Source organism: Rhodococcus sp. G6(2025) (assembly GCF_058628105.1).
The window spans coordinates 6,374,887-6,400,560 of sequence record NZ_CP179750.1; the positions used below are offsets into that span (position 1 = coordinate 6,374,887).

The 25,674-nt window shown below is 68.9% G+C and carries 25 protein-coding genes; 16 read left to right on the forward strand and 9 right to left on the reverse strand.

The genetic code is table 11. From position 1 onward, the window contains the following. Positions 1-5: 5 nt before the first annotated feature. The gene (locus ACLIVD_RS29585) at positions 6-869 is read right to left on the reverse strand and encodes an alpha/beta fold hydrolase (protein ID WP_283336524.1); all 864 of its coding nucleotides are present in this window, start codon (positions 867-869) and stop codon (positions 6-8) included. A gap of 71 nt (positions 870-940) precedes the next feature. Next, positions 941-2,488, reverse strand: a complete 1,548-nt coding sequence (hutH, locus tag ACLIVD_RS29590; protein ID WP_283336523.1) for a histidine ammonia-lyase — start codon at positions 2,486-2,488, stop codon at positions 941-943. 476 nt (positions 2,489-2,964) lie between these two features. On the opposite strand from hutH, the gene ACLIVD_RS29595 reads away from it, so the two are divergent. The 7 genes from ACLIVD_RS29595 (at position 2,965) to ACLIVD_RS29625 (ending at position 10,560) form a co-directional block, all read left to right on the forward strand. Beyond that, on the forward strand, positions 2,965-3,420 hold the full coding sequence (locus tag ACLIVD_RS29595) for an SRPBCC family protein (RefSeq protein WP_283336522.1): 456 nt from the start codon (positions 2,965-2,967) through the stop codon (positions 3,418-3,420). A 34-nt stretch (positions 3,421-3,454) separates the two neighbouring features. Further along, positions 3,455-3,979, forward strand: a complete 525-nt coding sequence (locus ACLIVD_RS29600) for a hypothetical protein (protein ID WP_283336521.1) — start codon at positions 3,455-3,457, stop codon at positions 3,977-3,979. Next, entirely contained in the window at positions 3,954-4,991 is a 1,038-nt protein-coding gene (locus ACLIVD_RS29605) for a DNA polymerase III subunit beta family protein (RefSeq protein WP_283336520.1), read from the forward strand. The genes ACLIVD_RS29600 and ACLIVD_RS29605 overlap by 26 nt, the downstream gene beginning before the upstream one ends. 62 nt (positions 4,992-5,053) lie before the next feature. Next, entirely contained in the window at positions 5,054-5,767 is a 714-nt protein-coding gene (locus tag ACLIVD_RS29610; RefSeq protein ID WP_005251765.1) for a phosphatidylserine decarboxylase, read from the forward strand. Next, positions 5,764-6,627, forward strand: a complete 864-nt coding sequence (gene pssA / locus ACLIVD_RS29615; RefSeq protein WP_005251763.1) for a CDP-diacylglycerol--serine O-phosphatidyltransferase — start codon at positions 5,764-5,766, stop codon at positions 6,625-6,627. Before ACLIVD_RS29610 ends, pssA begins: the two co-directional genes overlap by 4 nt. Before the next feature lie 27 nt (positions 6,628-6,654). Beyond that, positions 6,655-8,838 carry an AAA family ATPase gene (locus ACLIVD_RS29620; RefSeq protein ID WP_283336518.1) on the forward strand — a complete coding sequence of 728 codons (2,184 nt, stop codon included), beginning with the start codon at positions 6,655-6,657 and terminating at the stop codon, positions 8,836-8,838. 90 nt (positions 8,839-8,928) lie between these two features. Next, positions 8,929-10,560 (forward strand): transposase, encoded by a 1,632-nt coding sequence (locus tag ACLIVD_RS29625; RefSeq protein WP_491932853.1) that lies wholly within the window; start codon positions 8,929-8,931, stop codon positions 10,558-10,560. A 113-nt stretch (positions 10,561-10,673) separates the two neighbouring features. On the opposite strand, the gene ACLIVD_RS29630 is transcribed toward ACLIVD_RS29625, so the two are convergent. After that, positions 10,674-11,426, reverse strand: coding sequence for an isocitrate lyase/PEP mutase family protein (locus ACLIVD_RS29630; protein ID WP_009474832.1), 753 nt, complete (start codon positions 11,424-11,426; stop codon positions 10,674-10,676). A 112-nt stretch (positions 11,427-11,538) separates the two neighbouring features. Here ACLIVD_RS29630 and ACLIVD_RS29635 point away from each other — a divergent pair, with 112 nt between their 5' ends. After that, complete coding sequence (locus tag ACLIVD_RS29635) at positions 11,539-12,879, forward strand: hypothetical protein (protein WP_491931073.1); 1,341 nt, start codon at positions 11,539-11,541, stop codon at positions 12,877-12,879. Here the strand turns inward: ACLIVD_RS29635 and ACLIVD_RS29640 are convergent. Continuing rightward, entirely contained in the window at positions 12,876-13,292 is a 417-nt protein-coding gene (locus ACLIVD_RS29640; RefSeq protein WP_280780017.1) for an NUDIX hydrolase, read from the reverse strand. The two genes, ACLIVD_RS29635 and ACLIVD_RS29640, sit on opposite strands and share 4 nt — an antisense overlap. A gap of 195 nt (positions 13,293-13,487) precedes the next feature. Between ACLIVD_RS29640 and ACLIVD_RS29645 the strand changes: the two genes are divergently transcribed. The 6 genes from ACLIVD_RS29645 to mnhG are packed head-to-tail and all read left to right on the forward strand — an operon-like array spanning position 13,488 to position 19,668. Then, positions 13,488-16,322, forward strand: coding sequence for a Na+/H+ antiporter subunit A (locus ACLIVD_RS29645; RefSeq protein WP_491931074.1), 2,835 nt, complete (start codon positions 13,488-13,490; stop codon positions 16,320-16,322). Further along, positions 16,319-16,888, forward strand: a complete 570-nt coding sequence (locus ACLIVD_RS29650; RefSeq protein WP_007301319.1) for a Na(+)/H(+) antiporter subunit C — start codon at positions 16,319-16,321, stop codon at positions 16,886-16,888. The genes ACLIVD_RS29645 and ACLIVD_RS29650 overlap by 4 nt, the downstream gene beginning before the upstream one ends. Further along, positions 16,885-18,507: a Na+/H+ antiporter subunit D gene (locus tag ACLIVD_RS29655; RefSeq protein WP_005264385.1), complete on the forward strand. Its 1,623-nt coding sequence runs from the start codon at positions 16,885-16,887 to the stop codon at positions 18,505-18,507. Before ACLIVD_RS29650 ends, ACLIVD_RS29655 begins: the two co-directional genes overlap by 4 nt. Then, a complete protein-coding gene (locus ACLIVD_RS29660) occupies positions 18,504-19,076 on the forward strand; it encodes a Na+/H+ antiporter subunit E (protein ID WP_491931075.1) in 573 nt (190 codons plus the stop codon). Before ACLIVD_RS29655 ends, ACLIVD_RS29660 begins: the two co-directional genes overlap by 4 nt. Then, on the forward strand, positions 19,073-19,333 hold the full coding sequence (locus tag ACLIVD_RS29665; protein WP_005251754.1) for a monovalent cation/H+ antiporter complex subunit F: 261 nt from the start codon (positions 19,073-19,075) through the stop codon (positions 19,331-19,333). Before ACLIVD_RS29660 ends, ACLIVD_RS29665 begins: the two co-directional genes overlap by 4 nt. Beyond that, positions 19,330-19,668 carry a monovalent cation/H(+) antiporter subunit G gene (gene mnhG / locus ACLIVD_RS29670; RefSeq protein ID WP_005251747.1) on the forward strand — a complete coding sequence of 113 codons (339 nt, stop codon included), beginning with the start codon at positions 19,330-19,332 and terminating at the stop codon, positions 19,666-19,668. The genes ACLIVD_RS29665 and mnhG overlap by 4 nt, the downstream gene beginning before the upstream one ends. Here mnhG and ACLIVD_RS29675 read toward each other — a convergent pair. From ACLIVD_RS29675 to napA, 5 genes are all read right to left on the reverse strand, one after another. Then, on the reverse strand, positions 19,637-20,920 hold the full coding sequence (locus ACLIVD_RS29675; RefSeq protein ID WP_283354311.1) for a phosphatase PAP2 family protein: 1,284 nt from the start codon (positions 20,918-20,920) through the stop codon (positions 19,637-19,639). The genes mnhG and ACLIVD_RS29675 overlap by 32 nt on opposite strands. A 118-nt stretch (positions 20,921-21,038) precedes the next feature. Continuing rightward, a complete protein-coding gene (locus ACLIVD_RS29680) occupies positions 21,039-22,163 on the reverse strand; it encodes a glutamate--cysteine ligase (RefSeq protein WP_491931076.1) in 1,125 nt (374 codons plus the stop codon). 75 nt (positions 22,164-22,238) lie between these two features. Then, the gene (gene sodC, locus ACLIVD_RS29685; protein WP_280779814.1) at positions 22,239-22,940 is read right to left on the reverse strand and encodes a superoxide dismutase[Cu-Zn]; all 702 of its coding nucleotides are present in this window, start codon (positions 22,938-22,940) and stop codon (positions 22,239-22,241) included. A gap of 73 nt (positions 22,941-23,013) precedes the next feature. Then, positions 23,014-23,565 carry a LytR C-terminal domain-containing protein gene (locus tag ACLIVD_RS29690; protein WP_283336514.1) on the reverse strand — a complete coding sequence of 184 codons (552 nt, stop codon included), beginning with the start codon at positions 23,563-23,565 and terminating at the stop codon, positions 23,014-23,016. A gap of 24 nt (positions 23,566-23,589) precedes the next feature. Further along, positions 23,590-23,928 (reverse strand): nucleoid-associated protein NapA, encoded by a 339-nt coding sequence (napA, locus tag ACLIVD_RS29695; protein WP_144287974.1) that lies wholly within the window; start codon positions 23,926-23,928, stop codon positions 23,590-23,592. Between the two features lie 178 nt (positions 23,929-24,106). Here napA and ACLIVD_RS29700 point away from each other — a divergent pair, with 178 nt between their 5' ends. Together ACLIVD_RS29700 and ACLIVD_RS29705 are read left to right on the forward strand one after the other, a co-directional pair. Continuing rightward, a complete protein-coding gene (locus ACLIVD_RS29700; protein ID WP_317568332.1) occupies positions 24,107-24,697 on the forward strand; it encodes a peptide deformylase in 591 nt (196 codons plus the stop codon). Beyond that, on the forward strand, positions 24,687-25,652 hold the full coding sequence (locus ACLIVD_RS29705) for an N-acetylglutamate synthase, CG3035 family (RefSeq protein ID WP_317568331.1): 966 nt from the start codon (positions 24,687-24,689) through the stop codon (positions 25,650-25,652). Before ACLIVD_RS29700 ends, ACLIVD_RS29705 begins: the two co-directional genes overlap by 11 nt. Positions 25,653-25,674 lie beyond the last annotated feature (22 nt).

Sequence of the window (25,674 nt, forward strand, 5' to 3'; positions counted from 1 at the left end):
GCGGCTCACGAACGGGCTGCCCAGAATCTGCGCAGTTCGACGACCAGCTCGCGCGCACGTTCGTCGGGGAAGAACAACTTGCCACCCCGGATCTCCACGACTTCCCGTGCTCCCGGGATGAGGTCGCGCAGCCAGTAGGCCCACTTCGTCCGGAAGAACATGTCTCCGGTGCCCCACACGACGAGTGTGGGGACCTCGAGTGCCGCGAGGTCCGGCTCGACCGCGAGTAGGTCGCGTGGATGGAGGGACCCGATCCAGCGCTGGAAGAGCAACGCTCGGTCGTGGGTGCCGAGCAGCGGCTGGACGTACGACGCCACGACTTCCTCCGGCAGTGATCGCACGTTCTGATACCCACTGCCGTACAACAACTTACGAGCCCTCGACACATTCCTCGCCAGCGGTCGCGCAATCCGGGCGAGCAGTCCCGCCCGGGCGAGCAGCACGGCGGGAAGGAATGCCTTCGGCGGCACGTTGTCATGGGTCTCGCAGTTCGTCAACGTCAGCGACGACAACCTGTCGGGGTGCCGGGCCGCGAAGATCTGCGCGACCGCTCCGCCGGTGTCGTTGGCAACCACGTCGACCTCGAGCAGCCCGAGGGCGTCGCACGTGGCCGCGACGACGTCGGCGAGCGCGCCCAGCGTGAAGTCCTGATCGGGCGCGGCGGGGGTATGACCGTGCAGCGGAAGGTCGAGGGCGACGCACCGTCTTTCGCCCTCGAGCTGACGGATCACGTTGCGCCAGAGGTAGCCGGAGGTCCCGACGCCGTGGATGAAGAACGCCACACGGCCGGTGCCGGAATCGAGGTAGCTGACCGGACCACGGTCCGTGTCGACGGTCTTCCTGCGTGTGTCGAACTCCGCGAGAGTCATGAGGACCATCTCCTGCATTCCACGGTAGTTCGCAAGCCTCGAGACATCAACGCGGCCGTCGAGCGCCCCGGTCAGTCCAGCTTTCCCACCACCGACTCCGCGCTCGCGACCAGCGCGCCGGACGAGGCGAGGATGACCGCGGCCTCGATCTCCGGCGCGAGGTGACGATCGGCCCCCGGTCCGGCGACGTGCTCGCGGATCGTGTCCCGCACCGCACCCGTCGCCGGCGACGGCGCCAGCGGGGCACGCAGGTCGAGCGCACGAGCGGCCGTCAACGCCTCGATCGCGAGCACCCGGGTCAGTCCGTCGATCGCCCGGCGCAGCTTCCGGGCCGCCGACCAACCCATCGACACGTGATCCTCCTGCATCGCCGACGACGGAATCGAGTCCACACTCGCCGGCGCCGCCAGCCGCTTCAGCTCCGAGACGATCGCCGCCTGGGTGTACTGGGCGATCATGTGGCCGCTGTCCACCCCGGGATCGTCGGCCAAAAACGGGGGCAGCCCGTGATTGCGGGCCACGTCGAGGAAGCGGTCGGTGCGGCGCTCACTCATGCTCGCCACATCCGCGACGACGATCGCCAGGAAGTCCAGCACGTACCCGACCGGCGCCCCGTGGAAATTGCCGTTCGACTCCACCCGCCCGTCCAACGTGACCACCGGATTGTCGATTGCGCTCGCCAGTTCCCAGGACGCCACCCGCTCGGCGTGCGCGAGCGTGTCCCGCGCCGCCCCGGCGACCTGCGGGGCGCACCGCAACGAATAGGCGTCCTGCACCACGGTGCAGCTGGGATTGGCGTGACTCTTGACGATCTCCGAGCCGGCGAGCAACCGAACCATGTTCGCAGCAGCGCGGGCCTGACCGGGGTGCGGCCGCAGCGCCTGCAGGTCCGGGGCGAACACCCGGTCGGTGCCCAGCAGCGCCTCCACGCTCATCGCCGCGGTGACGTCGGCCAGTCGGAGGAGCCCGTGGAGGTCCGCGCACGCCAGCAGCAGCATGCCGAGCATGCCGTCCGTGCCGTTGATCAAGGCCAGCCCCTCCTTCTCCTCGAGGATCACCGGTGCGATACCGGCGGCGGACATCGCCTCTCGCGCCTGCATCTGCGCCCCGTCCGCATCCCGCACCGTGCCCTCACCGATCACCGCGAGCGCGACATGGGCCAGCGGCGCCAGATCACCCGAGCACCCGAGGCTCCCGTATTCGTGGACTACCGGCGTGATGCCGGCCGACAGGAGCGACGCGTAAACCTGCGCGACTTCCGGCCGCGCGCCGGTCCTGCCGGTGGCCAGGGTCGACAACCGCAGCAGCATCAGCGCACGCACGACCTCGCGTTCCACCTCGGGGCCGTTTCCGGCGGCATGCGAGCGCACCAGACTGCGCTGCAGCTGCGTCCGGAGCGCAGAGGGGATGTGCCGGGTGGCGAGGGCCCCGAAACCCGTCGAGATCCCGTACACGGGCTTCGGGTCCTCGGCCAGCGCCTCGATGCGCTTCCGGGTTTCCGCCATGGCCGACATCGCGTCCCGCGAGATCCGCACCGGCGCGCCGAGACGCGCCACCCGGATCACTTCTTCGGCGGAGACCGCTCCGGTTCCGACCACGACAGACTCTTCGGCTCCCACAACCCCCAGTCTCCCCCGGGGCCGGGCGGAGAGTGACGGGATTGCGGGAGCGACGACGGCGTCTACAACCGGCCGCGGAGAGCTTCCTCGATTTCGCGTGGCGTCATCAGACGTTCGAGTTTTTCACTCGGCCACGAGGACGGACGTCCTTGCAATCGGGCTGATTCGAGTAGAGGGAGAGGGCTGCGGTCCCACCGCAGGATCGAATGAACATTCACTACCGATCACTTCCGAACACCGACTCGACAACTTTCCATTTGCGCCATTGCACCGGCGACATTTCGTCGCGCTCTTGACTCATCGCCCATCGTGCCCCTTTGGTTACACGGTTTCGATGAGGCGCGCGGAAGTGCTGGAAAACTGCGGTCGGGACGAGAATTCAGTGACCTACCGCACACCTCTCCGGCACGAGCGCCTACCATGACGTCAAAGTAATTGTTACCTTACGTACCACCTTCCCTGACTGGAGACAGCCGATGGCAAACACCCTCGAAGCAAGCATCGACATCGACGCGACCCCGCAAGACGTGTGGGCCGTCGTGTCGGATCTGAATCGGATGGGCGAATGGAGCCCCCAGTGCCGCACGATGCGCGTCCTCGGCGGCGTCGTCGAAGAGGGCACCAAAACCGTCAACATCAACCGCAAGGGCTTCCTCGTGTGGCCGACCACGTCGAAGGTCGTGAAGTTCCAGCCGAACAAGACCATCGCGTTCCGGATCCTCGAGAACCGCACCATCTGGTCGTACGAACTCGAGCCGACGGCAGGCGGAACCAAGGTCACCGAGCGCCGTGAAGCCCCGACCGGGACGTCGAAGGTGTCACAGTTCCTGGTCAAGACCGTTCTCGGCGGCAACGAGGACTTCGAGGTCGACCTCGTGAACGGCATGAACACCACTCTCGCCCGCATCAAGTCGGCCGCCGAACGCACGTAGTCCGGTTGACCCTCGACCTGGTCGAGGCCCCAGCGTGGTCCGCATGGACACACCGGACGCCGTCATGGCGAGGATCGCGCAGGGACAGGAACTGGCAGTAGCGGGTGACCGGGAGGGCGCCCGACGCATCTTCGAGGAGGTGTGGGACGCCCTCGCCGGTCCCGGCGACGACACACCGGACCCGCTGCACGTCGCCACGCTGGCCCACTACATGGCGGACGTCCAGACCGACCCCGCCGAGGAACTGCGCTGGGATCTGCGAGCCCTCACCGCCGCCGACTCGCTGACCGACGACCGAGCCCGGCAGCATCACTCCTCGCTCCGGGTCGCGGGGTTCTACCCGTCGCTGCACCTCAACGTCGCGGCCGCTCATCACGCGCTCGGCCAGTCGTCCGAGGCACGCGACCATCTCGATCGGGCCACGCAGAGCTGCGAACACCTCACCGACAACGGATATGGCCGGATGATCCGCGGGGCCGTCGAGCGGCTCCGCGCAGAACTCGACGCCGAGGCTGTCGGACCGCAAGGGCAGAGTGAGCACCGTGCTCAGCATCGGTGAACTCGCCCGGGCGTCCGGTCTGTCGGTCAGCGCGCTGCGGTTCTACGACAAGGCGGGTGTGCTCACCCCACACGTGGTCGACCCGCGCACGGGTTACCGCTGGTATGCCGACCGGCACGTGGGCGCAGCGGTCCTCGTCGCCGCGATGCGCCGGGTGGGTGTGCCGGTGAAGGACATGGCGGCCGTGCTGAGCGGGACGGATGCCCACGGGCTCCTCGACCGACATCTCGGCCGGCTCGAGAAGGGGCTCGACGACGCCCGGCGCGAACTGGCAAGGATTCACCGCCTGCTCGACGCGCGAGCGGCGCGGGAGTGCACAGTCGTCCTCCGCACCACCGACCTCCTCACCGCGTTCGGCTCGGTGCGGTTCGCCGCCGACCCGGACTCGGCGTTCCCGGTGTTGCGCGGCTGCCTCCTGGAAACGGACCACAACGTGCTGCGGCTCGTCACCACCGACCGCTACCGGCTGGCGGTGGGAACGGTGCCCCTCCTCGAACCGCCGGACGCACCGATCTCCGCCGTCGTCCCGTGCACGTTCCTGGACGACGCGGCCGGGCTGCTGGGTCGCCACGACACGGTGACCGTCGTCCTCGGCGCCGACAGCATCACCCTCCGCTGCGGCGCCGAACAGCTCGGCACCCGCCTCGTCGACGGTGCGTTTCCCGACCATCGCAGTCTGTCGCCCCTCGACCGCGGAATCGAACACACCTTCTCCTCGGCGGACCTGCGTGCACTCCTCGCCGACGCCGGCGACCGAGTGGATCTCGGCGTTCTCGAGTCGGGCGAGATCGTCGTCAGCAGGCAGGGGACGGAGCAGCCCGTGCGCTTCCAGGTGCAGGTGAACACCGGTTTTCTCCTCGAAGCCGTCGACGCGCTGCCGGGTGAGCAGTTGACGTTCCAGGTGGGTGGACCCATCACCCCGCTCGCCATCCGGCCACGATCCGTTCACACATCGGACCCCGCGAGTGCGTACTCTCTCCTGATGCCGTTGCAGCCGGTAGTGCTCACGTAATCTGTGGGTGCGGCGCGATGGCGCGCAGGCAGCACGTCCGTCCGACACAGTTAGAGGAGCCCGTGGCACGCAAGCCCACACCCCCCGGAACCCCGCAATCCACGAGCGTCGGGCACATCGTCGACCTCGTCCGCGGAGCAGTTCCGCCCCTGCACCCGGCCGGGCTGCCCTTCGTCCTCGCGCCACTCGGTGTGGCCGTCCTCGGCCGCAAGCGCAAGTGGGTCCGGCGTGGAGCGCTGACCTCCGCCGCAGCGTGCGCCGCGTTCTTCCGGCATCCGCACCGTGTTCCGCCGAACCGTGTCGGCGTCGTGGTCGCACCCGCCGACGGCGAGGTCGCGCTCGTCGACTCCGCGGTCCCGCCGTCCGAACTCGACATGGGCACCGAGCCGCTCCCCCGGGTCAGCATCTTCCTGTCCGTGCTCGACGTGCACGTCCAGCGCAGTCCTGTCGGCGGTGAGGTCACGAAGGTCGTCCACCGGCCGGGTCAGTTCCTCTCCGCCGACCTCGCCGACGCCAGCGAGGTCAACGAACGCAACAGCATGCTGCTGCACACCCCGGAGGGCCACGACGTCGCCGTCGTGCAGATCGCCGGTCTGCTCGCTCGCCGGATCGTCTGCGACGCCAAGGTCGGCGACACCCTCCCGATCGGTGACACGTACGGCCTGATCCGGTTCGGCTCCCGCGTCGACACGTACTTCCCGGCGGGCACCACGTTGCTCGCCGAGCGAGGACAGCGGACGATCGGTGCCGAGACCGTCATCGCTCAACTGCCGTGATCGCCAACGCGAAGCAGCAGCGGAGGGGTCGACCCCAGCAGGCGGTCCGGCTCCTGCCGAGCGTGGTCACGATCCTCGCGCTGTGTGCGGGGCTGTCCGCCGTCAAGTTCGCGCTCGACGGCGACCTGGGAACGGCGTTGGCCATGATCGGTGCGGCCGCGGTCCTCGACTCGCTCGACGGCCGGATCGCGCGCATGCTCGACGCCACCAGCAAGATGGGTGCCGAACTGGATTCGCTCGCCGATTCCATCTCGTTCGGCGTCGCCCCGGCCCTGGTCCTCTACGTCACGCTGCTGGACGGCCAGAGTTTCGGCTGGATCATCGCCCTGATCTACGCGGTGAGCATCGTGCTGCGGCTGGCCCGGTTCAACACGCTCCTCGACGAGGACGACATGCCGGGTTACGCCAACGAGTACTTCACGGGTGTCCCGGCGCCCGCGGGTGCCCTGGTCGCGCTGACCCCGCTGGCTGCCGCGGCGCAGTGGGGCGACGGCTGGTGGTCGTCGTATCCCGTCGTCGTGGCGTGGACCGTGATCTCCGCGGCGCTGATCGTCAGCCGGATCCCCACGCTCGCACTGAAGACGGTGTCGGTGCCCCCGCACATGGCGGCCGGTCTGCTCGTCCTCGTGGCGCTCGCAGCGGCGGCTCTGGTCACCTACCCGTACATCCTGCTGATCGCGCTCGTCGCGGTGTACCTCGGGCACATTCCGTTCGCGGTCCACTCCAAGCGGTGGGTAGCCGCGCGACCCGAGACGTGGGACATCAAGCCGTCCGAGCGGCGGGCCATCCGGCGTCAGCCCGACGCCCGTGGCAGGCGATCCGCCGCACGGCTCGGACTGCGCCGTCCCCGGGCCCGATAGTTCGCTCCCGCACGTAGGCTCGACGGCGTGACCTCACCGGAACTTGCGCTCACAGTCCGACTGAACACCTCGGCCGCCGACACCCGGCGCGGCGTGGTCCGGCTGCATCCGGAAGCCCTGGCCGCGCTCGGCCTCCGCGAGTGGGACGCGATCGCCCTCGTCGGCGCGCGCCGCACCGCCGCGGTGGCAGGTCGCGCGCCGACCGGAACCCCCACCGGGACTGCACTCCTCGACGACGTGACGCTGTCCAACGCCGGGCTGACCGAGAACAGCACGGTTGTCGTGACACCGGTGACGGTGTACGGCGGGAAGACCGTGACGGTCAGCGGGTCGAATCTGGCCGTCAACTCCGTCTCCGACGTCACCCTGCGTCACGCCCTGCTCGGCAAGGTCCTCACGGTCGGCGACACGGTGTCGCTGCTCCCCCGCGATCTGGGCCCCGGCACCAGCACCGCCCCCGCGACGCAGGCACTGTCCCGGACGTTCGGTGTCGCCTGGACGTCCGAGTTGCTCACCGTCACCGGGGTCGACCCGGCCGGTGGTCCGGTGAGCGTGCAGCCCAACACCGCGGTCGGGTGGGGCGAGGGTGTGCGCGCAACGGTGTCCACGGCCCCGACCCGGCTGCCCGCGCCGCCCGTCCGGCCCGCCGAGGAGGTTCCCCCGGTTCCAGTCGAGGACCTGGTGGGTGCCCACACCCAGGCAGCCAAACTCACCGAGTGGCTCGGACTGGCACTCGACGAACCCGAACTGCTCCGCAAGCTCGGGGCCTCACCCCATCTGGGCGTCCTGGTGACCGGGCCCGCCGGTGTCGGGAAGGCGACGCTCGCCCGCGCGGTGCTCGCCTCCCGGCGACTCGTCGAACTCGACGGGCCGAGTGCCGGCGCGCTGGAAGCCGACTCACGGTTGCAGCGGGTCACCGCGGCGGTCGACGCGATCCGCAGCGGCGGCGTCCTGCTGATCACCGACATCGATGCCCTGCTGCCCGCCACCCCGGAGCCGGTGTCCGCGCTGATCGTCGAACAACTCCGCCGCGCAGTCGACACCGTCGGGGTCGCGTTCGTCGCGACGTCGGCGCACCCCGAGTCGGTCGACACCAGGTTGCGCGGGCAGGACCTGTGCGACCGCGAACTCACCCTGACCCTGCCCGACGGCTCCACCCGCCGGGCGCTGCTGGAACTGCTTCTGCGGAAGGTCCCCACCGACGGCATCGCCCTCGACGCGATCGCGGCCCGCACACCGGGGTTCGTCGTCGCCGACCTCGCCGCGCTGTGCCGGGAAGCGGCCCTGCGGGCCGCCTCACGCGCCACCAGGAAACCCGTCGACCCCGCACTCACACAGGACGACCTGCTCGGCGCGCTCGACGTCATCCGCCCGCTGTCGCGGTCGGGCAGCGAGGAACTCGCGATCGGCACCCTCACCCTCGACGACGTCGGGGACATGGTGGAGACCAAGCAGGCGCTGACCGAGGCGGTCCTGTGGCCGTTGCAGCATCCGGATTCGTTCGCCCGCCTCGGCGTCGATCCCCCGCGCGGAGTGCTGCTGTACGGTCCGCCCGGTTGCGGCAAGACCTATCTCGTTCGGGCGCTGGCAAGTTCGGGGCATCTGAGTGTGCACGCCGTCAAGGGCGCCGAGCTGATGGACAAGTGGGTGGGCGCGTCCGAGAAGGCCGTCCGCGAACTGTTCCAGCGGGCGCGGGATTCGGCCCCGTCACTGATCTTCCTCGACGAGGTGGACGCCCTCGCGCCGCGGCGCGGCCAGAGCTCCGACTCCGGGGTGTCCGATCGGGTGGTGGCCGCCCTGCTCACCGAACTCGACGGCGTCGAACCGCTGCGCGACGTGGTGGTCGTCGGCGCCACCAACCGTCCCGACCTCATCGACCCGGCGTTGCTGCGCCCCGGCCGCCTGGAGCGGCTGGTTTTCGTGCCGCCGCCGGACGGCGAGGCCCGCCGCGCGATCCTGCGGACATCCGGGAAGTCGGTGCCCCTCGCCGACGACGTCGACCTCGACGCCCTTGCCGACGACCTCGACGGCTACTCGGCCGCCGACTGCTCGGCGCTGCTGCGGGAAGCCGCGCTGGCCGCCATGCGCCGGAACATCGACGCCGCCGACGTCACCGCGGCCGACGTGGCCGAGGCACGCGAAAAGGTGCGCCCCTCACTCGATCCCGAGCAAGTGGCGCACCTCGAGTCCTATGCGCTGTCGCGCCCGTGAGTACTTGTTAACCGCCCGGGGGCTGTTTCAAATTTCCGGGTCGGGGTGTCCGCGTGCCGCGGCGCCCCGACCTGATGTTTCTTGGATAATGTGTTGGTGGCCAAGGGGTATCGACCGGTGAATCGTGATCAGCAGTTTTTGTTGCCACCGGACATGCGGGAGTGGGTGCCGCCCACGCATCCGGTGTGGACGGTGATCGAGATCGTCGACACCCATCTCGACACCAGCGCTTTTCACGGCTCTCGCCGCACCGGGGGTGCCGGGCGCGCCGGGTACGACCCGGACATGCTGGTGACCCTGCTGATCTGGGCGTGGTCGCGGGGGGTGCGGTCGTCGCGGCAGATCGAGCGGGCCTGCTCGGAGGTGGTGTCCTACCGGGTGATCTGCGCCGGCGACACCCCCGATCACGTGACGATCTCACGGTTCCGCAAGGACAACCACACCGCCTGCGAGGCCCTGTTCACGCAGGTCCTGATCCTGGCCGCACGGTTGGGTCTGGGCCGACTCGAGACGATCGCGTTGGACGGGGTGAAGATCGCCTCGAACGCATCGAAGGACGCCAACCGCACCGAGGACGGGCTGCGCCGGGCAGCCGAGGCCGAGGCCGCGCGGATCGCCGCCGCCGCGGTGGCCGCGCACGCCGCCACCGATGACGCCGAGGACGACCTCTACGGCGAGGACGATCCGGGCCCGGGACAGGTGCCGGCGGAGTTGGCCGATCCCAGCACCCGCTCGGCCCGGATCGCCGAGGCATTGGCCCAGCTCGACGCGGAGAAGGACGCCGAACGGTGCGAGCGGGACCAGAAGGCGCAGGACTATCTGGCCCGGCTCGACGCGGGCCAGACGGTGATGGGCCGGGTGCCGGTCGGGGCCGAGGTCGCCGCCGCCGAGCGGCGTCTGGCCGAGGCGGTCGCCGCCCAGCACGCGGTGATCGAGCGGTTCCAGGGTGGCACCGAGGCCGGGGGCGGGGGCACCCGGTTCGCACCGAAACCGGTCGAGAAGCACCACCTGGTCCGGCGCCGGCGCACCGAACTCGACACCGCCCTCCGCAAACAGGGTGAGCGCGCCGCCGCCGCCGGGCAGCGGCGCCGCAACACCACCGATCCCGATTCGCGGTTGCAGCCGCTGCGCGGCGGCGGCTGGGTGCAGGGCTACAACTGTCAGGCCTTCACCAGCGAGGACGGGTTGATCCTGGCCACCGGGGTCGGGACCGGCCCGGCGGACTACGACTATTTCCCCGAGATGGTCGACAAGGCCGGGGCGGCCGCGCACCTGATCGACACCACCCGACGTGGGAAGGAACCGACCGGCACGAGCCCGGAGGAGCTGATCGGGGTGATGCTCTTCGACGCCGGCTACTGCTCCCGCGAGAACCTCACCGCGCCGGGCCCGGACCGGTTGATCGCCACCGGCAAATCCCGTCACCTCGAGGCCGCCGCCACCGCTGATCCGGTCACCGGACCGCCACCGCCGCAAGCGGATCCGATCCAGGCCATGACCCACCGGCTGCGCACCGAGGCCGGTATCGCCACCTACCGCAAACGCTCACCCATCGCCGAAACCGTGTTCGGGCACGCCAAACACAACCTCGGATTCCGCCGCTTCACCAGCCGCGGCCTCGACCGCGCCCGCAGCGAATGGGCGTTCCACGCCGCCGTGCACAACCTCGGCAAGATCCTCACCCACCTGACCGGAGGCACCCCGCTCCCGGCCACCCCCTGACCCGGCGGGGGCCACCCCCGCACCGGCACCCACCTCGGCATGAGACACCCGCACCCGGACCGCCCTCACTCAATTCCGCAACAGCCCCCCCGCGGTTAACAAGTACTCACGGGTCAGGACCAGCGGCCGAGCAGCGTAGCCGCGTGTGCGGCGAGGGCGGCCTGGAAGAAAGGCCCGAAGCTCACCCGCGCGACGCCGAGCGGCCCGAAGCTCGCCGGATCGTCCTGATCGGGCAGGCCGATGGCGTTGACGGGCAGCGGGAGCTCCGACGTGAGCCGCTTCTGGGTGGCGTCGTCGTGACGGCCCACGGGGTACAGCACGTCGGCGCCGGCCTCGGCGGCGAGCTTCAGCCGAGCGATCGCGCGGTCGACACGGTCGGACTCGTCGCCCACCTGCTTCACGAACAGGTCGGTGCGCGCATTCACGACCACGTGGACGCCGGCAGCGTCGGCCGCTTGCCGCAGCCCTCCGACGAAGTCGGCGTGCTCCTGCGGTTCGCGGAGCCGCCCGCCCTCGCTGTGGACCGTGTCCTCGATGTTCAGGCCCACGGCTCCCGCGCCGATCAGACCTTCGATCAGCCGGGCGGGCTCGAGCCCGTATCCCGATTCGATGTCGACCGACAGCGGCAACTCCACCGCCGCGGTGATCTGCGAGATGCGGTGCAGCAGCTCGTCGAACGTGATCCCCTCGTTGTCGGGCTTGCCGATCGAGTCGGATACCGGGTGGCTCCCGACGGTCAGCGCCTGAAACCCAGCGGACACAGCCAGATTCGCGGACCAGGCATCCCACACGGTGGGAAGGATGACCGGGTTGCCGGGCTGGTGCAGCCCCAGCAGGGTGGTGGCCTTCTCGTTGATCGACGTCATAGGTGGGCTCCTCGCCTCGGTTGTATTCGATCGAAGTCGTTCTCGGGCACGCCTTCGGTGCCAACGCCGGGTTCGCCATTTCCATTCCTTCCCGCTCGAGTACCGTGAGCGAATGGACTTCCGGGAACCTCTGTCGGCCGCGGCTGCTCTCGCGTCCGGCGCACTGGCCGGTTTCGTCCTCACCAATCCCCGCAACCGGGCCTGGACGATCAACGCGTCCGACCGGGAGATCGAGCGGTGGCTCAGCAGCCAGCCGACGGGTGTCGTGGTGGCTCTCGTTCTCGCCGTCGTCGCGGTGGCCGGTCTGCAACGGTCCGGCTCCCGGCGGGTGTCGTGGATCCTGGCGGCGGCGTGCGCGCTCGCCCTGATCGGCGCGCGCTGGGCGGTGCCGAATGCCGGCGGGGTCGACACGCTGATCGCCCTGCACTTCGCGAAGACCGCGACTGCCGGGTTCCTGCTGGGCGCGGCGGTCGCCGCGGTGTGGGGTCGCTGGGTTTCGCATCTGGCGCTGACTCTCGGTGTCGCGAGCGCGTTCCTTCTCGCGAGTGTGCAGCGACTGCCGCGTAGTGACACCGCGTACGTCGAGCCCGCGAGTATGAGCACCTCCGCGATCGGCGAACCCCCGCAGTGGCTGCTGCTGGGAGTTCTCGTGCTCGCGCTCGCGTCGGCGGTGGTGGCGCGGTCGCAGTTCCGGGTGCAGCGTCCGGACCGGAGGACCCTGCTGACCGCGCTGGTCGGCGCCGTGGCTCTCGCCCTGCTCAACCGGTTGTTCGGGGCGTGGATCGACGATCAGGAATTCGGCGAGCCCCTGACGGTCTGGCTGATCGTCGCGTTCTCGCTCGCCGTGATTCTGACGGCCACGGTGCTGATCGCACGCCGGTTCCCGGGGATCGACGGACGCTTCCTGCTCGCCGCGACCGGTGTCACCGCGGCGGCCGTGCTCGTCCTCGACGACCTCCGCACTCCGCGGGTGACGACGCCCGCGCCGGCGTTGCTGGCGGTCGGCGTCGTCGCTCTCGCCGCGGGAATCGCGGTGGCGGTCCGGGTCCCGCCGAAGTGGCGGCGCCCGCAGTGGGGACTCTGCCTGGCCGCCGTCGTTCCGCTGCTCGCCGCCGTGTGGCCCGACGTCGGCGACGACGGCGTCGCACTGCTGATCCGGCTGGCCGTGCTGGGTTGCGGCACGGGTTTCGCGCTCGCCACCGCTTTGCCGGGGTCGGCGCCGGTCGCGGTACTCGGTTTCGCGTTGCCGTTCGCGTCGCTGGTGTTCGTGGCGGCGACCACCGTTCCCCGCAGCCGGGTGGTCTACTCGGGCGCGAGCAGCGAACACCGTCTGCCGTCGTCGCCTGCCTCGACCGCTGCGTCCGACCATCTCGTCGGCTTCGTGATGCTGCTCGTCGTGGCGTTCTGCGTCTACTCGGTGCACGAGCGGCGCAGTACCCCGGAAGGCAGCTAGTCGAGGAGGCCGAGCGACTGAAGCCGGCGGAACACGAGCATCGAGCCGGGCGCGACGTCGGGCATGGCCGCGTATTCGTCGACGGTGAAGTACCGGAGTTCGGCGATCTCGCTCGTCGGCCGCGGCTCGGCGCTCAGTTCGGCGAGGAAGCAGGTCATGTGCAGGTCGGTGCCCTCGGGATGTCCGTACGCGGGCGCCTCGAAGACCCCCAGATGTTCGAGCGTCCCATCGACGATTCGGGCGTCGAGTTCCTCCCGGATCTCGCGGTGCAGAGCCTGTTCGGCGTTCTCGCCGGGATCGATCTTTCCGCCTGCCATGTAGAACGCGGTCTTCCCCACCGATCGGGTCTGGAGGAGTTTTCGGTCGCGGATGTGGGCGAGCGCGGCGGTTCGGATCTCGGCGGGCACCGTCACAAGATAGAACAGTCCGGTCGGCCGCCCATAACACACGCGCCCCAATAGTCCGATTTGCCGCGATTGCGAGTCCGAATAACCGACCCAGTAGGATGTACCCCGTAGCCCAGTTCGCTAGCTAAGCGAACGGTCTACACGACTCGGTTCGTTTCGTTCCGACACCCCGCCGCCCGCTGACCCCCGACGGAGTGCCTTTTGCTTGCTGTTCTGCTCGCCCATGCCGTTGCCGCCGTTCTGGCTCCGCTTGTGGTGCGCAAGTTCGGCCGCAACGGTTTCTACCCTCTCTCCCTCGTCCCGCTGGCGTCGCTCGGTTGGGTGATCGCGAACTGGGGCACGGAGCAGACTGTGTCCATCGTGTGGGCTCCGGGCCTGTCGATGGACCTCGACTTCTGGTTCGATCCGCTGGCCGCGATCATGTCGGTGCTGGTGCTGGGCATCGGCACGCTGATCCTGGTCTACTGTGCGCGTTACTTCACCGACGACGAACCTCGTCTCGGCATCTTCGCCGCCGAGATGGTGGCCTTCGCCGGCGCCATGTTCGGCCTCGTCGCCAGCGACAACATGTTGCTGCTGTACATATTCTGGGAACTGACGACGGTCCTGTCGTTCCTGCTGGTCGGGCATTACGCCGAACGCGCGTCGAGTCGCCGGGCGGCCACGCAGGCGCTGCTCGTCACCACCGCGGGTGGTCTGGCCATGCTGCTCGGCATCATCATCCTCGGCCAGGTGAGCGGCACGTACAACCTGTCCGAACTGATCGAGGTCGCACCTCGCGGCTGGCTCGCCGGTGTCGCCGTCGTGCTGGTCCTCATCGGCGCGCTGTCGAAGTCCGCGATCGTGCCGCTGCACTTCTGGCTGCCCGGAGCGATGGCCGCCCCGACCCCGGTCAGCGGCTATCTGCACGCCGCGGCCATGGTGAAGGCCGGCATCTTTCTCGTGGCCAGACTGTCGCCCGGTTTCGCCGACTCGGCGCCCTGGCGGTTCACGATCATCACGCTCGGCCTGCTGACGATGGTCCTCGCCGGGTGGCGGGCGATGCGCGCCTTCGACCTCAAACTGGTGCTCGCGTTCGGCACCGTCAGCCAGCTCGGTTTCATGATGGTGCTGGTCGGCCTCGGCACCCGCGACGCCGCGCTCGCCGGCATGACGATGGTGGTCGCGCACGCGATGTTCAAGGCCGCGCTGTTCATGGTGGTCGGCATCATCGACCACACGACGGGCACCCGCGACATCCGCAAGCTCGCGCACCTCGGCGACCGTGCGCCCGCGCTCGCGGTCGTCGCCGCACTGGCCGCGGCGAGCATGGCCGGGCTTCCCCCGTTCCTCGGGTTCGTCGGCAAGGAAGCCGCATTCGACTCCCTGCTGAGCACGACCGTCCTGGCCGACCCGGCACGGATCGTCACCGTCGGCGTCGTGGTGTTCGGTTCGATCCTGACACTCGCCTACAGCGTGCGCTTCATGTGGGGAGCCTTCGGTCGCAAGCGGCTCGCGCGGCCGAGCCCGGCCGTGCAGGGCATGCACGCACCCGGACCGTTGTTCCTCGGCGCGCCCGCCGTTCTCTCGGTACTGAGCCTGGCGGCGGGACTCGCGGCGTCGCAGCTCGAGAAGCTGCTGACGCCGTACTCGCAGACCCTGCCCGCCGAGGGCGTCTCCGACTACCACCTCGCGCTGTGGCACGGCATGAACACCGCGCTGGCGCTCACCCTGCTGGTGTTCGCCGTCGGCACCGCGCTCTTCGTGGCGCAGCGCTGGGTCAACCGGTTGCGGTTCGAGCATCCTCCGCTCGGCAACGCCGACCGCATCTACGACGCGACGCTGCGCGGCATGGACGCGCTGTCGATGCGGCTGACCGGCGCCACCCAGCGCGGTTCGCTGCCGCTGACCCAGGCGACCATCCTCGGCACCCTCGTGGTGGTGCCGCTGGTACTGCTCGTCGTCGGCACGAATACGGGCGCCGACGTCCGGTTGTGGGATTCGCCGGTGCAGTTCGTGATCGGGCTGATGATGGTCGCGGCCGCGCTCGCCGCCACGGTGATGCGCAACCGTCTGGCCAGCGTGATCCTCGTCGGTCTCAGCGGTTACGGCTGCGGTGTGCTGTTCGCCCTCCACGGTGCCCCCGACCTCGCACTCACCCAGTTCCTGGTGGAGACGCTGACGCTCGTCATCTTCGTGCTCGTGTTCCGGAAGCTGCCCGCCGAGGTCGACGAGCGCCGGGCCATCGGATTCAAGATTCCGCGGGCACTGCTGGCGGTCGCGGTCGGTGCCACCATCACCACGATCGGCGCGTACGCCATCAATGCGCGGAACTCGGTGCCGATCTACGAGCGACTCCCCGACGCGGCGTACTACCTCGGCAACGGCAAGAACGTCGTCAACGTCCTGCTCGTCGACATCCGTGCCTGGGACACGCTCGGTGAGATCTCGGTGCTGCTGGTGGCGGCCACGGGTGTCGCGAGCCTGGTGTTCCGCAACCGCCGCTTCGGCAGCGCCCCCCGGGTGTCCGACGCTCCAGCGGTCACGGCCGATTCGTCGGCGTCGCATTCCGAGACCACGTGGCTACTCGGCGGCGACCTCATCGATCCGAAACACCGGTCCCTGGTCCTCGAGGTGACGACCCGGCTGATCTTCCCGACCATCATGGTGTTGTCGGTCTATTTCTTCTTCGCCGGTCACAACGCGCCCGGCGGCGGGTTCGCCGGCGGCCTCACGGCCGGTCTCGCGCTGGTCCTGCGATACCTCGCCGGCGGACGGTACGAACTCGGCGAAACTGTCCCGATCGACGCGGGCAAGATCCTGGGCCTCGGGCTCACGCTTGCCGCGGGCACCGCGCTGGCGTCGCTGTTCCTCGGCGCCCCGGCGCTCTCCTCCGCGGTGTTCGAGGTGACGCTGCCGCTGGTCGGCCACGTCAAGATGGTCACCGCCCTGTTCTTCGACCTGGGTGTGTATCTCATCGTGGTCGGTCTCGTACTCGACGTGCTCCGCAGTCTCGGGGCGCGTCTCGACGCACAGATCGAGGTGAACCAGCGGTGAGCGCGAACATCGGATTTCTCGTCATCATCGGCGTCCTGGTGTCGGCCGGCGTCTACCTGCTCATCGAACGCAGCATCACCCGCATGCTGCTGGGACTGCTGCTGTTCGGCAACGGCATCAATCTCCTGATCCTCACGTCCGGCGGTACGGACGGCAATCCGCCCATTGTCGGCCGCGAGTCCATTCACGAGTCGATGGCCGACCCGCTGGCTCAGGCGATGATCCTGACGGCGATCGTCATCACGATGGGCATCGCCGGCTTCGTGCTCGCGCTCGCGTACCGGTCGTTCAAGATCACCACGCAGGACGCCGTCGAGAACGACCCCGAGGACACCAAGGTCCTGCGTCGCCGGTCGCCCGCCGAGGCACCCGACCGCGACCGCTCCGACGACCCGGTCACCGGCGAGCCGAGTTTCAGCGGCGACGCATTCGACAAGGACGGAAACCCCATTCCCCTGGAAGAGCTGAAGAACCTCGAAGACCTCGAATGCTACGAAGACCTGCACGAGGGTGACTTCGACGACGAAGAGGACTCCGACAAGGCCGGGATCGGGGAGAAGTCGTGACCATTTCCCCGCACATCATCACGGCCCTCGCGCCGCTACCCGTTCTCGTCCCGATGCTCGCCGCCGCGGCCACGCTGGTGCTCGGCCGTCGTCCGCGGGCCCAGCGGATCATCACGCTCGTCGCGTTGATCGGCGTCCTCGTCGTGTCGGGACTGCTGCTGTTCCTGGCCGACCGCGACGGGACGACGGCCATTCAGGTGGGTGGCTGGGATTCGCCGATCGGCATCACGCTGGTGGTCGACCGGCTGTCCGCGATGATGCTGGTGGTCTCGTCGATCGTGTTGCTCGCCGTCATGGCGTACGCCGTGGGTCAGGGTATCCGCGACGGCAGTGAGGACCAGCCCGTCTCGATCTTCCTGCCGACGTATCTGGCGCTGACGGCGGGCATCTCCAACGCGTTCCTGGCGGGCGACCTGTTCAATCTGTACGTCGGCTTCGAGGTGCTCCTCGCCGCCAGCTTCGTGCTGCTGACGCTCGGTGCGAGCGCCGACCGCGTCCGTGCGGGTGTGTCGTACGTGATGGTGTCGATGGTGTCGTCGCTGATCTTCCTGGCGGGTATTGCGTTCGCCTACGCGGCCACCGGAACCCTCAACCTCGCCGACATGGCCACCCGCCTCGACGGCATCCCGTCCGGCACGCGCACCGCCATCTTCGGTGTGCTGCTCGTGGCGTTCGGTATCAAGGCGGCGGTGTTCCCGCTGTCGACGTGGCTGCCCGACTCCTACCCCACCGCGCCCGCCCCGGTCACCGCCGTGTTCGCCGGCCTGCTCACCAAGGTGGGTGTGTACGCGATCATCCGCGCGCACACGTTGCTCTTCCCGGAGGGCGAACTCGACAACGTGCTGATGGTGTGCGGCCTCCTGACGATGCTCGTCGGCATCCTCGGTGCGATCGCGCAGAGCGACATCAAACGACTACTGTCCTTCACCCTGGTCAGCCACATCGGGTACATGGTGTTCGGTGTCGCGCTGTCCACCCAGTCGGGGCTGTCGGGCGCCATCTACTACGTGGCCCACCACATTCTGGTGCAGACCACACTGTTCCTGGTGGTCGGTCTGATCGAACGCCAGGCCGGGTCGTCGTCGTTGCGACGTCTGGGCGGGCTCGCCGCGGCGAGCCCCGTCCTGGCCATCGTGTTCCTCGTCCCGGCCCTCAACCTCGGCGGCATTCCCCCGTTCTCCGGGTTCATCGGCAAGGTCGCGCTGCTGCAGGCCGGCTCGGCGGATGCGAGCGTGCTGGCGTGGATCCTCGTCGCGGGCGGCACCCTCACCAGCCTCCTCACGCTGTACGTCGTCGCCCGCGTGTGGACCAAGGCGTTCTGGCGGGCCCGCGCCGACGCCCCCGAGGGTGACCTGGCGGACGTCAGCCCGTCGGCGCTGCTCGACGAGTCCGAGGCCGACATCTCGTTCGACGACCGCGCCGACGTGGGCCGTATCCCCGCGATGATGCTCATCCCCACCGTCGCCCTCGTCGCCGTGGGGCTGGCGATGACGGTGTTCGCCGGCCAGATCATCCAGATCAGCGATCGCGCGGCGAGCGATCTGCAGAACCGGTCCATCTACATCGACGCCGTCCTCGGCGGGCACCCCGGCGGCGAAGCGCAGGAGGCACCGCGATGAAACGCGAGAGACTTCTCCAGTTCGGCGCGCTGCTGTGGCTGATGGCGGTGTGGATCCTGTTGTGGGGCAACGTCAGCTGGGGCAACATTCTCGGCGGGCTCGCCGTCGGCGCGCTCATCATGGTGCTCATGCCGCTGCCGCGGGTGCCGGTGGAAGGCCGTGTGCACGTCCTGCCGCTGCTCCGGCTGGCGATGATGTTCGTGTACTACTCGCTCCAGTCGAGCCTCCAGATCGCGTACCTCGCGCTCCGGCCCGGGCCGCCGCCCGTCACCGGGGTCCTGCGCTACCAGCTGGGGATCAAGTCGGACCTCGTCCTGACGCTGTGCATCGACGTCCTGAACCTCATTCCGGGCACCATGGTTCTCGAGATCGACCAGGTGCGGCGGATCGTCTACGTGCACGTCCTGGACATGGGCTCGCAGAAGGCGGTCAGCCAGTTCTACCGCACGGTCGCGCAGTTGGAACGGTTGTTCGTCGAGGCGTTCGAACGCGACTCCGACTGGAAACCGAGCCCCTGGCACAACCGCGACCTGCAGTACGACGACCCCACTCAGGAGGACAGATCATGACAGTCGTCTCGGTCATATCCGGAATCATCCTGGTCGTCGCCGGGGTCCTGACGACGTTCCGGCTGCTCGACGGGCCCAACTCGCTGGACCGCCTCGTCGCTCTCGACACCCTGATCGCGCTCGCCATGTGCGGGCTCGCCGTGTGGGCCGCGTACACCGGCGACACGACGATCGTGCCCGCCATCGTCGCGTTGTCGCTGGTGGGGTTCATCGGTTCGGTGTCGGTGGCCCGGTTCCGGGTGAGTGACAAGTCGTGACCACCGTGCTGAACGTCATCGGGGCCACGCTCATGCTGTGCGGCTCCCTGCTCGCACTGACGGCCGCCATCGCCATCGTGCGATTCCCGGACACCCTGCGCCGCATGCACGCCGCCACCAAACCGCAGGTGGTCGGTCTCATCATGGTTCTCGCGGGCGCTGTCCTCGAACTGCGTGGCAACGTCGACATCTGGATGCTGATCCTCGTCGGCATCTTCACCCTGTTCACCGCGCCGGTCATCGCGCACAGCGTCGGACGGGTGGCGTACCGGGAGCAGCGAGATCAGGACGGGCTGTTGATGATCAACGAGTTGGAGCCGCCAGAACATCAGTGACCGCTGCCTTCGCGCAACTTCCCCACCGCGCGAGTGCGGTGTCGGGCCGGGCGAAGAACGTCGCGTAGAACCCGAGGCTCATCGCGGCGAGGGCACCGAGGACGAGCGGTCCGGACACCTCGGGGAATCGGCCCATCGGCACCGCGAGGTAGCGGTAGCTGAGGAGCAGTCCGGCCAGCACCAGCGCGCCGCCTCCGACGAGACGGACCCGGAACCAGCCCCACCCCCGTTCGGGGTCGCGCAACGCGGATTCGATGGTGAGGCACAGAACGGCGCCGGCGACCAGGTCGACGCCGTAGTGGTAGCCGAACCCGAGGGTCGCCGTCAGCGTGCACACCAGCCAGAACGTGCCGCCGAGGCGCAGCCACCAGGCGCCCTGCCGGGAGTGGATGAACAGGGCGAGGGCCCACGCCGTGTGCAGGCTCGGCATGCAGTTGCGGGGGGTCGTCGAATCGAACGACATCGGTTCGGGCGCGAAGTCGGGTGTCGGGACGACGTTGGGCCAGTAGTCGCTGACCTGGAACCCCAGCCCTTCGGTGCCGAACGCGAAGATCGGTCCGACCACCGGGAACAGCACGTAGAACACGGGACCGATGAGACCGATCAGCAGGAACGTGCGCACCAGGTAGTGCGACGGCCAGCCGTTCCGCAGCTGGTAGACGGCCACCGCGATGGCCGCGACCGGCAGTTCGATGTAGACCCAGTGGAGGATGCCGTAGCCGACGGGTCCGAGGGCGTCGACGAACTGCCCCAGGTGCCACGACGGGCTGCCCAGCGCGTGGTCGGCCAGCTGGGCGTATTCGTCGAGGACCATCGGCCCGGCCATGATCGTGACCTGCAGCCAGGCGTCGCCGAATTTGGTCGCGAGAATCAGCAGCGCACCGAGGCCGACACCCTTGAGGGCGCTGCGCCGGTGGTCGCCGGTCCAGCGGACCGCCGCATACACGCCCACCCCGGTGAGTACCCAGGTCGCGCCGTTTCCGACGGTCAGCGGTCCACCGGACAGATAGCGCACCGCGGCGACCACGATATCGATGCCGGCCGCGGCGGCGAGTGCCACGACGCGCTGGCGATTGGTGAGCCCGACCATCGCCAGCGCCAGGCCGGCCCACGGGACCGACGCCGACTTGGGGGTCAGGACGTAGTCGTGGAAAAGGCTTTCGAGGGGACCCTGGAAACCCTGTATGGACGCGACCGATTGGACGACCACCAGCAGGATCGCCACCCCGAGCGCCCCGCCCGCCACGAACATGCGGGAACGATCGACGGACCCACCCGGCCGTACAACGGCAACATCGTCGATCGACACCCGCCAAGTGTAAACAACACGTGAACGGGAAGTGGACGAGTGTCCTGCCCGAGACCGTCTTTCAGGTCCCGAGCTCCTTCACCAACGCATCGACCACGGCCACAAGGTCACCGCCGGTCGCCGCCGCGACCTGACGTTGCCGCTGGTAGGACGCCCCGCGACGGGGAATCTCGGCGACGGCGGCCAATTCGTCCGCGCAGCCGAGTCGCACGGCGGTCGGGGCCAGCTTGTCGAGCAGGTCGTTCAGGTCGTCGGTGACGAGCCGCTCGTTGCTGTCCTCGTCGAGAATGATCTCGGCGTCGAGCCCGTACCGCGCGGCCCGCCACTTGTTCTCCTTCACGTGCCACGGCTGCAAGTTGGGCAGGTTCTCGCCCGCCTCGAAACGCCGGTCCAGGTCGACGATCAGGCAGTGCACGAGCGCGACGAGGGAACTGAGTTCGGCGCGGGTGGAGATGCCGTCGAAGACGCGGACCTCGATGGTGCCCCACCGCGGCGCCGGCCGGATGTCCCAGTGCATCCCGCCGATCTTGGTGATCACCCCGGTCTTCATCTGGTCGCTGATGAAATCCTCGTACTGCCCCCAGTTCGCGAACTGGTACGGCAGTCCAGCGGTGGGAAGTTGCTGGAACATCAGCGCACGATTACTCGCGTACCCCGTGTTGACGCCGGCCCACATCGGTGAGGACGCCGACAGCGCGAGCAGATGCGGGTACCGCTGCAGCAGCGCGTTGAGGATCGGGAACACCTTCTGCGGCGAGGACACACCGACGTGGACGTGCACACCCCAGATGAGCATCTGACGGCCCCACCATTGGGTGCGTTCGATCAGCTCGTCGTAATCCGGTGTGCGCGTGACCAATTGGGTCGACCACTGTGCAAACGGGTGCGTTCCCGCGCAGATCAGATCCACGCCGAGCGGGTTCGCCGCCCGCCGCAACAGGTCGAGCGACTCGTCGAGGTCGTCCATCGCCTCACCGACGGTGGAGTGGATACCGGTGACGAGTTCGACGGTGTTGCGCAGCAACTCCTTGGTGATCCGCGGATCCTCGGGACCGGCGAGATTCGCCACCGCGTCGAATACCTCCGCGGCCGTGTTGGAGAGATCCCGCGTGACCCTGTCGACCAGCGCGATCTCCCACTCGACGCCCAGTGTCGGCCGCGGCGAACCGGGAAAAGGAACTACCACGGTTTCGATCCAACCACAGGCCGCAGTGGACGGCAGCGCACCGACATCCCGGCCGAAGCCGGGATGTCACGCGACTCAGCTGGCGCCGATGACACCGCAGGCCACCCGGGAACCTGCGTCCCCGGTGTTCAGGGTTTCCTGATCGGGGGCGGGTGCGTAACGGGTGGGGATGTTGGCGAAATTGTCGGAACCCGAATGGATCATGACGGCGGTACCGCTGTCACCGTTCTTCAGGTCCTCGACCGTGAAGGCGTCGGTGGTGGTGACCAATTCGGCCGTGCCGTCGGCCAGAACCTGCAGCGAGGTGAGGTCACCGCTCGCGGGGTGCCCCGAGTGGCCTTCGGCCTGGAAGTGCCCGCCGGCGGACAGGAAGTTTCCGGGCGCACCCCCGGTCGGTGCCACGGAGTTCGTCTCACACTTGCCGACGGAGTGCACGTGGAAACCGTGGAATCCGGGTGTCTGATCCTTGACGGAAACGGTGACCTCGACGTGGCTGCCTGCCTGCTTGAACGTGGCGGTGCCCACGTCTTCGCCCTCGGCGTTCTTCAGCGCCGCGCTGACCGCGCCGCTCTCCGCGGCTTCACCGGAACCGCTCTCGGCGTCGCCGGGAACGCCTGCGGCGCTGGGATCGGCGGCGCCGGTCCAGACGGGAGGAGTGGTGCCGGGAACGTCGGTCGGCTCCTCGTTGTTACTGCAGGCGGTCAGTCCGAGTGCTGCAATGGCCACCACCGGGGTGACAATGCGCCAGGACATCCGACGGGTAGAACTCGAGGCCATCAAACCGCTCCTTTGGGGTGGCGAAGAAGTGCATCTGATCATAACCGCGGCGACGGTGCACCGACCGTCCGGTCTACTGCGCGGAGGTGACGATGACGATCACACCGGCGGACGAATCGGCGATACCCGGGAACCGCGGCTGGGCCGACACCCCGAGCTGCGCGGCGATCTCCGTCGCCGCTTCCTTCTCGGCGGCGGAAGTGCCGTAGTACACCGTGGTTTCGGAGATGGTGCCGTCGCTGTAGTTGCCGGTTTCCGACACCGTCCACCCCGAGGACATCAGTTCGGTGGCCGTCTGACTCGCGAGACCGGTGACGTTGCTGTTGTTGAGCACCCGCACCGGGACCGACGCCGCGGCGGCGGACTTCGAGGTGCTCGAGGCACCGGACGTGGTGCTCGCCGCGGACGTCGAGGTGGCGCCCGCCGCTCCGGCAGCCGTCGTCGGGCGCGCGGCGGGAGTGGTCGTGGCGGCCGCCGTGGTCGTGACGGTGGCGGCGGTCTCCTCCGAGTCCGAGCCTCCCAGGGAGGCGAACCCGAGACCCGCGAAGAGAATCGCGAGGGCGATCAGCACCATCGCGAGGGCACGTAACGGCGGGCCGGACGATTCGGGTTTCGGAGTACTCACGATGTCGACCTTAGCGACCGGGTGCTACGTGACGTCGAACCCGAGGCGACGGGCGGCGCGGGCCTTCTGCCTGCTCGCGCGCAGCCGTCGCAGCCGCTTCACGAGCATCGGGTCGGCCGCGAGTGCCTCCGGCCGGTCCACCAGTGCGTTGAGAACCTGGTAATACCGGGTGGCGGACATGTCGAACAGCTCTTTGATCGCTTCTTCCTTCGCGCCGGCGTACTTCCACCATTGGCGCTCGAAGGACAGGATGTCGTGCTCCCGACGCGAGAGGCCGTCGTCGCCGACGTCCTTGACCCCCGCCGAGTTGTCGCCGTCGATGCGCTCGGACTGGGTCCGACTACGCGCTGTTGCGCCGTCCATCTCACTCCTCGACTACTAGCTCTCGCTCGACCTCAGCGAAACCACGTTCCCCCGGCTCCTCGATCGCGTGGCCGACCGAGCAACGAATTACACCGCTGTACTTCAGCGACTATTCAACCACGACGAACGCCGCGGGCAGTGCGAACGGCTCGGGCGCGCCGCACTATCCTTGACGACCATGGCCATCCTCCCCATCCGGATCGTGGGCGACCCGGTATTGCACGAACCGACCGAGGCAGTGTCCCAGTCACCTGCGGAACTCGCTGAGATCATCGCCGACATGTACGACACGATGGACGCCGCCAACGGCGTCGGGCTCGCCGCCAACCAGGTCGGCCTGCCGCTGCGGTTGTTCGTCTACGACTGCCCGGACGTCGACGGAGACGGCACGGCGCTGCGCCGCCGGGGTTGCGTCGTCAACCCGGTCCTCGAAACGTCGGAACGACCCGAGACCATGCCGGATCCGGACGACGACGTCGAGGGCTGCCTGTCGGTGCCGGGCGAGCAGTTCCCCACCGGGCGGGCCGAGTGGGCGAAGGTCACGGGCACCGACGCCGACGGCAACGCCGTCGAGATCGAGGGGCACGGCTTCTTCGCACGCATGCTCCAGCACGAGGTCGGTCACCTCGACGGCTTCCTCTACGTCGACATGCTGGTCGGCCGCAACGCGCGCGCCGCCAAGAAGACCATCAAGCGCGCCGGCTGGGGCGTTCCCGGCCTCAGCTGGGTGCCGGGAACGGTCGACGACCCGTTCGGGCATGACGACTGACATTCCGCTCGGAAGCCGGGTGGTGCTGCGATACCAGCTGCCACCCGGCCACAGCCATCCGATGACCGACGTCATCGGGGTGCTGGAGAGCGTCGACCCGGTGGTGATCGTCCGCGCCGCGGACGGCTCGGTCGTCGAGGTGGATCCGGAGCGGGTGGTCGCGCTGAAGGCCGTCCCCGCACGACCGGTGCGCGCGAGCGAGATCCGATCCCTCGAACTGGCCTCCGCCGACGGCTGGCCGGGTGTCGAGTACACGTGGATCGACGGGTGGCTCGCCCGCTACGGTCACGGCTTCACCGGACGCGCCAACTCGGCGGCCCCGCTCGGCGACCGTGGGTCGGTGGGCAGCCTGGACGACGCCTCCCCCGGCGGCACGCTCGACCGTCTGCGCGAGTGGTACGCCGAGCGCGACCGCCCCCTGCGGTTGCTGATCCCCGACCGGCTGGGCGAGGTGCCGCTCGGCTGGAACGTCAGCGACGAAGTGGTCGTCATGGCGGCGGACATCGACAACCTGGCACTGCCCGAGGGCCCACGAACCACCACCGTCACCGATCACCCCGATCCGGACTGGCTCGCCCTCTACCGCTACCGCGGGTCCGCGCTCCCCGACTTCGCCGTCGACGTGCTGGACTCGGTCCGCGGCGGCACCCTCGGGTTCGGCCGGATCGGCGCCGCCGACTCGACGCTGCTGGCCGTCGCCCGCGGATCCGTCACGTCCGCGCCCGACGACCGCCGGTGGGTCGGGCTCACCGCGGTCGAGGTCGCGGAGGCTCACCGCCGCCACGGAATCGGCAGCCTCATCTGCGGCGACATGATCAACTGGGGACGCGAACACGGCGCGACCCACGCGTGTCTGCAGGTCGCCGTCGAGAACGAGGGCGCCCAGGCGATGTACCGCAACCTCGGCTTCGTGGCGCACCACCGGTACCGCTACGCCACCGAACCTGGCGGCTGACGACCTGTCGGAGAGTGCCGCT

What these genes read in the sequence shown, in the direction of transcription:
- ACLIVD_RS29635 (WP_491931073.1), top strand. Translation starts at nt 11,539, where the DNA reads ATGGACTTCCGGGAACCTCTGTCGGCCGCGGCTGCTCTCGCGTCCGGC.
- napA (WP_144287974.1), bottom strand. Translation starts at nt 23,928, where the DNA reads ATGGACGGCGCAACAGCGCGTAGTCGGACCCAGTCCGAGCGCATCGAC.
- ACLIVD_RS29630 (WP_009474832.1), bottom strand. Translation starts at nt 11,426, where the DNA reads ATGACGTCGATCAACGAGAAGGCCACCACCCTGCTGGGGCTGCACCAG.
- ACLIVD_RS29700 (WP_317568332.1), top strand. Translation starts at nt 24,107, where the DNA reads ATGGCCATCCTCCCCATCCGGATCGTGGGCGACCCGGTATTGCACGAA.
- sodC (WP_280779814.1), bottom strand. Translation starts at nt 22,940, where the DNA reads ATGGCCTCGAGTTCTACCCGTCGGATGTCCTGGCGCATTGTCACCCCG.
- ACLIVD_RS29660 (WP_491931075.1), top strand. Translation starts at nt 18,504, where the DNA reads ATGAAACGCGAGAGACTTCTCCAGTTCGGCGCGCTGCTGTGGCTGATG.
- ACLIVD_RS29705 (WP_317568331.1), top strand. Translation starts at nt 24,687, where the DNA reads ATGACGACTGACATTCCGCTCGGAAGCCGGGTGGTGCTGCGATACCAG.
- ACLIVD_RS29665 (WP_005251754.1), top strand. Translation starts at nt 19,073, where the DNA reads ATGACAGTCGTCTCGGTCATATCCGGAATCATCCTGGTCGTCGCCGGG.
- ACLIVD_RS29675 (WP_283354311.1), bottom strand. Translation starts at nt 20,920, where the DNA reads ATGTTCGTGGCGGGCGGGGCGCTCGGGGTGGCGATCCTGCTGGTGGTC.
- ACLIVD_RS29585 (WP_283336524.1), bottom strand. Translation starts at nt 869, where the DNA reads ATGACTCTCGCGGAGTTCGACACACGCAGGAAGACCGTCGACACGGAC.
- ACLIVD_RS29595 (WP_283336522.1), top strand. Translation starts at nt 2,965, where the DNA reads ATGGCAAACACCCTCGAAGCAAGCATCGACATCGACGCGACCCCGCAA.